The 5460-nt window shown below is 51.5% G+C and carries 4 protein-coding genes and 2 pseudogenes; 4 read left to right on the top strand and 2 right to left on the bottom strand.

Translation table 11 applies throughout. The annotated features are described in order from the left end of the window. Positions 1-217 precede the first annotated feature (217 nt). From ACRDCA_RS00030 to ACRDCA_RS00020, 3 genes and pseudogenes are all read left to right on the top strand, one after another. A pseudogene (locus ACRDCA_RS00030) lies at positions 218-522 on the top strand (hypothetical protein); the annotation flags it as partial. A gap of 697 nt (positions 523-1219) precedes the next feature. After that, positions 1220-1420 (top strand): hypothetical protein, encoded by a 201-nt coding sequence (locus ACRDCA_RS00025; protein WP_438687735.1) that lies wholly within the window; start codon positions 1220-1222, stop codon positions 1418-1420. Beyond that, a complete protein-coding gene (locus ACRDCA_RS00020; RefSeq protein WP_438687734.1) occupies positions 1413-3491 on the top strand; it encodes a recombinase family protein in 2079 nt (692 codons plus the stop codon). Before ACRDCA_RS00025 ends, ACRDCA_RS00020 begins: the two co-directional genes overlap by 8 nt. On the opposite strand, the gene ACRDCA_RS00015 is transcribed toward ACRDCA_RS00020, so the two are convergent. Both ACRDCA_RS00015 and ACRDCA_RS00010 read right to left on the bottom strand, forming a co-directional pair. Next, the gene (locus tag ACRDCA_RS00015; protein ID WP_438687736.1) at positions 3471-3797 is read right to left on the bottom strand and encodes an IS66 family transposase; all 327 of its coding nucleotides are present in this window, start codon (positions 3795-3797) and stop codon (positions 3471-3473) included. The genes ACRDCA_RS00020 and ACRDCA_RS00015 overlap by 21 nt on opposite strands. 52 nt (positions 3798-3849) lie before the next feature. Then, positions 3850-4281 carry an IS66 family transposase gene (locus tag ACRDCA_RS00010; protein WP_438687733.1) on the bottom strand — a complete coding sequence of 144 codons (432 nt, stop codon included), beginning with the start codon at positions 4279-4281 and terminating at the stop codon, positions 3850-3852. A gap of 767 nt (positions 4282-5048) precedes the next feature. On the opposite strand from ACRDCA_RS00010, the pseudogene ACRDCA_RS00005 reads away from it, so the two are divergent. Next, positions 5049-5460, top strand: a pseudogene (locus tag ACRDCA_RS00005) (IS3 family transposase); the annotation flags it as partial.

The following is a 5460-nucleotide window of genomic DNA, read 5'->3' as shown; positions in this document are numbered from 1 at the left end:
CCATTTTCTCTCGCTATTTTTGCGACGTTGGCATCGGGGTGAGAAGCCAATTCAACGATTCGAAGTTTGAAGTCGTTGGAATAGACCGTGCGTGATTCAGTTCGCCAGTCGGCAATGCTTTCCATGAATAGAGCTCCATCTGGTTTAGAAGGAGTTCTAACCTAACGATCCTGGGACCAGAATCACAGGCGGCAGTGGCTTTACGCTTACCACAACCGGTTCCAGATCCTATATAGATTGCCATCACATTGCTGGTCGAACATTTTTAAAGTCTGCCCATCGCATCCGGGAGCACCCTGATTACGACGTACATCCAGGTACGATACCCAGACCAGTGCTTTTAGTATTTCGAATGATTTTCGTTGCATCAATTACGTCATCCCCTAATGGGTTGTGTCTTCTGCAATGAATGCGATCCTCATCCCTTCGCTCCAGACCCATTACAGATCTTTCATCACTACTACGAATGAGTCCGCCTCTGTTTCCCGATACGTGCCGGAAACAGGTTCTCACGTTCCCTGAGATGGTCTGGCTCGGGCTCCTGCTGCCTTCACACCGGATGCCGCACAGTCAGTAAGTAGGTAACCTCTGCGCTTATCAGGGGGCAGTTGTACGACCTCGTTTTGACATCATCTGCGATTTCGATGCTTCATCGGACAGTTTACTTTCGTTCAGCTTCCCGAACCCCACGTGACAGTAGATCTCTGCCTTTTCCCGAATCGCTCACCACCCCATCCCTTAGGATGAAGCAGCATCGGGTCGTTTGGCCAGTGTTCCTGTAAACCCTGACCGGAGGGCCCACCTCCACCCACTTCAGGGCATGGATCTCTCATGCGGCCATTCTCATGGCGTTAGCAGAAGTTCTCCTTCGTGACACACACAACCAGTTCTTGCGGCCTACGACCAGTTCCCGTTCATTCTGCCCATATCGGGCAGAAAGTGAAAGTTCACTATCGTTGGCACCCACTGTATGGGTGCTATGCAACGGTCCGAAATATAGAACAACGCAGTGATGTATGCGTGGTTCATATCGAATACGACTCAGGTATAGTCCAGACAGTTTCGGCGTGGATGCTCGACCCCGTCGAGTGTTATGCCATGGCGCTCGGTGAGCCGGGAATCACTGTGGCTGCATTATGCCATCTGCACCAATTACTGGGTACTTGGCGTTTGAAAGCAGACTTGCCGGACGGTTCCAATATCATCCGGGAGAATCTCAATGGAAAAGTTATCAAAGGCTGTTCCTGTATTGCGACAATCGCCAAGATCGATACCGCGGCAGATGAACATTACGTTCGACAATGCCGAACTTCAGGCAATGAACGCAGCTCAGCGTGCAAAGATCATCATGAATCTTGCAAACCTGCTGTTACAAGCCGCCGACATCACAACCACCGGAAAGGAGGTTGACGATGACTAACAATGATGGCTTACCCGTACACCTTCTTCAGCGCAAAGCCGTGGTATATGTCCGGCAGTCGACGCAGACTCAGGTGCTGATGAATATTGAGAGTCAGCGTCGTCAGTACGAGCTTGTGGAGGAAGCAAAACGTCGTGGATTCCATGATATCGACGTCATCGACGACGATCTTGGGCGCTCGGCAAGTGGTATGACGGTCAGACCGGGTTTTGACCGTTTAGTGGCTTTGTTGTGCGCAGGAGATGTTGGGGCTGTTCTTTGCCTGGATGCATCACGTCTTGCTCGTAACGGACGCGATTGGCAACATTTGCTCGAACTTTGTGGTCTCGTTGAGGCAAGAGTCATCGATCTCGATGGTATGTACGACCCCTGTCTACCGAACGATCGACTGCTACTCGGCATGAAAGGAAACATTAGTGAGTTCGAACTCAATATACTTCGTACGCGTATGCTTGATGCCAAGCGCGATAAGGCTTACCGTGGTGAATTACGTATCAGTGTGCCAATCGGCTACATCTGGCATCGCGATGTGGGTCTGGGACTCGATCCAAACTTGCGATTGCAGGAAGTCATACGATTGATATTTACTCGTTTTCGAGAGCTGGGTAGCGCACGGCAGGTTCTGTTGTCATTGCGCGCCGAAGAAGTTCATTTTCCGCGCCCCTCTGATGGCAAAACGCTGACTCATTTCGACTGGGTATTGATACGTTATCGTAATGTAATCTCGGTGCTTAAGAACCCGTTTTATGCTGGGGCATACGCGTATGGCAAGAGTGGTCAACGGGTGATGATAGTCGATGGCCGCGGACGCAAGAGCTACAAGCACAGCAAGCCGTTTAAAGAATGGGACGTTCTGCTCAAAGGGCATCACGAAAGTTATATCGACTGGGCTGAGTTCGAACGCAACCAGAAGCAGCTCGCGGTTAATGCCTACGGTAAAGCAGGCGGCGTAAAATCGGGCCGTGGTGGGCAAGCATTACCCGCAGGTCTACTTACGTGTGCGCGCTGTGGACGACGTCTGTCAGTGGCCTATACCGGGCGTATATCGCAGCCGGTCTACCGGTGCTATCGTTTGGATATACCGCCAAAATGCATGAGTTTTGGTGGTTCTCGAATAGATGCAGCCATTGGGAAAGAGCTTTTGCGCGTTGTGGAACCCATGGCAATTGAGGCAGCTCTACAGGCCAGGCAAATGCATATGGATACCTTAAACAAACAGCGAAATATCATTGAGCTGGAGCTACAGCAAGCTCAATACGAAGCCAGATTGGCAGAGCGGCGTTACGCAGTTTGCGATCCTGATAATCGACTGATAGCCGCACAACTGGAGAAAAATTGGGAGGCAGCGCTATGTCGTGTACAAGCCTGTGAAACGCGTCTGGATGCGACGCATACTCCCGTGGCAGAAGTTTCTGTTCCTGATTTTACGGAGCTTGCAGGTGACCTCAATACAGTCTTGAATGCGGCAAGCGTCACTATGCGCATGCGGCAACAACTGCTACGAGCCCTGATTGTCGATATTATTGCTGATGTAGATGAGACTCTGCGCGAAGTCATTCTTACGATCCATTGGCAGGGCGGTCGGCATTCACAATTACGGGTCCGCAAGCCCAGATCAGGTGAGCATGGATGTTCTACGTCTGATAATGCGCTTGCAGTGATCCGCAGCATGGTCACTCGATGGTCCGATCAGGACATCGCAACAACGCTAAACCGGATGGGAATGCGCACCGGTCAAGGCAAGACCTGGACTGCCCATCGTGTAAGTTCTGTACGACGTGTGCGAGAGATAAGCGCTTATCGGTCGGCAAAGAAGAATACAGAATGGGTTACAATGTCTGAGGCAGCAAAACTGCTTGGTGTCAAACATCACACAATCCGGCGCTTAATCCATGATCGGATTTTACCTGCTGAACAAGTCATCCCAGATGCCCCATGGCAAATCTGTATAAACGACCTGCATACCGATATAGTTGCCGCAGCACTTATTGGCAAACATCGCCCGTGTCGCAAGGCTGCCGAAGGACAGATCCCAATGTTTATCGAGGTTTCAGAAGGAGGTGTACAATGATCGCCCCATTGCCACCGGCCTTATGGCCCGTTCGGCACGGTTATTGTTCAGTGGCAACGCACCATCCTTCAAGAATCGGCTGAGCATGACCCGTCGTTTCAGCGTGTAGGCGATCGCTTTACCCAGCGCAGAACTCTCCGGGCACGCATCCTTCTGCTGCTCCAGCCATTGCCACAGTTTTTTCAGTATCGGACGGGTATACCGCTGCCGCCACTGGCGGATCCTCCTCTCCAGTCTCCAGACAATACAACCCGGCGATCTGCCTGACCACCATCTCCGCACGCGATCCTTGCTGGCTTTCCACAGTTCAGCGAAGTTTCTGCGCGCATGGACCCAGCAACCGGCAAGCTCGATCCCTTTATTCTACCCCGCCCGGTCTGGCTGTCGAAGTAGACGATAGCGGGGCCAATTTTTCACCACCGACGTAAGCCCACAGATAGCCGGAGCGGGTTTTACCGCTTTTCTTCGTGTCCAGGGTGCGCATTTTCGTCTCATCAGCATGCACCATCGGGCACTTCAGCAACGCTTCCCGCAACAACCCTGCCAGGGCTCCGCCGCTTCTGCCCATCCAATCAGCCATCGTGCTGACCAGCAACTCAACATCCGCCCGGGCGAAGATATGCTGTTGGCGATGAAGCGGCTGATAATCACAGTATTTGCTGACCACGACCTGTACCACTATGCTGGTTTCGGCCAGACCTTTAGGGATAAGCTGCGCGGGCATGTCGCCGCTGACCATCCGCTGGCAGCATGTGCAGCTGTACTGCGGGCGAACATACTGGTTCACCACGAAGCAGGCCGGGATATATTCCAGCCTTTCATTGATTTTATCGCGGATGAAGCGAAGCGTACCCTGGCAGTCGGGGCATATTTCGGTTGACGCGGGTTTGATGGTTTTTGTGACACGGGGAAAATGCGCCGGCAGCAGTTTTCGAACCGGATGCGAAGGGGGGACTTTATCTTCCGTTTCATTCTGTTGCAGCAGGTTGCGGATCTGAGCTTCGGTTGCTGCGATATCGGCATCCAGATCCTCTTCGAAGTGCTGGTGCTGCAGTCCTGCATCGTTACCTTGCGTCCAAAGCGATGCTTACGGGCCAGTATCAGTGCCTCTTCCAGTAGACGGATACGTTGCTGGAGATCGGTGTTGGCCTGACTAATAAAGTTATGCTGACACATCAGGTTTAGCTGACAGAATCACTGGCCAGTATTGAACAAAACTAGGAATATCCTGTGTAAAGGAGCCGTTGCTGAAAACAGGTGTGGTGGTGATGTGCAGATCACCGTCGTTGCCATCATAGCCAAACCAAGGCCCGTAACCCACTTTTTTGCGGGGTTAGCGCATGGCAGTACCTCAAATACAGCCAAACCTCGGATGAAAACGTGGGGATTTCACCGTGAAATCATCTCTTTATATTCCATAAATACAATGAGTTATATGATATTTACACATGGAGAAAAGTATTCCCCCAGTGGCAGGATAGTTGTCGCATGAATTTTTCACTGGGGGTCGGAGTTGTAAAATGGCTAACCATCGGATTGCACCTGAGTTAAGGGAACGTGCCACCTTATAACTGGAGTCTCAGACAGGTTGCAGATGATATTGGCGTTGGAATCGCCACGGTACATGGCTGGCGAAAACAACTGGAACTTGAGGGCTTGATCATCCGAAAAGTGGAACCCGGTGCGGAACAATCGGCAGAGCAAATTTTTACCATCCTGCTTGAGACTGCCTCACTGTCTGAGCATGAGCTGTCTGAATACTGCCGTAAAAATGGCTTTTATCCTGAGCATATCGCTGAATGGAAACAAAACTGTCTGACCGCCAATCAACCGAAGCATCGACAGCTGGTTGATGAGCAACGAGCAACTCGCACAGAGAAAAGCCGCATCCGTGCGCTTGAAAAAGAGTTACGTCGGAAAGATAAAGCACTGGCCGAAATGGCAGCACTGCTGGTTCTTCAGGAAAAGT

This window comes from Serratia sp. (in: enterobacteria) (assembly GCF_051654945.1).
Taxonomy (GTDB): domain Bacteria; phylum Pseudomonadota; class Gammaproteobacteria; order Enterobacterales; family Enterobacteriaceae; genus Chania.
Note: the sequence above shows the minus strand (reverse complement) of the source record. Positions and strands in the feature narration are given on the sequence as shown.

Excerpts from the sequence above, each read along its gene's own strand:
- ACRDCA_RS00025 (WP_438687735.1), top strand. The coding sequence starts at position 1,220 with ATGGAAAAGTTATCAAAGGCTGTTCCTGTATTGCGACAATCGCCAAGA.
- ACRDCA_RS00020 (WP_438687734.1), top strand. The coding sequence starts at position 1,413 with ATGACTAACAATGATGGCTTACCCGTACACCTTCTTCAGCGCAAAGCC.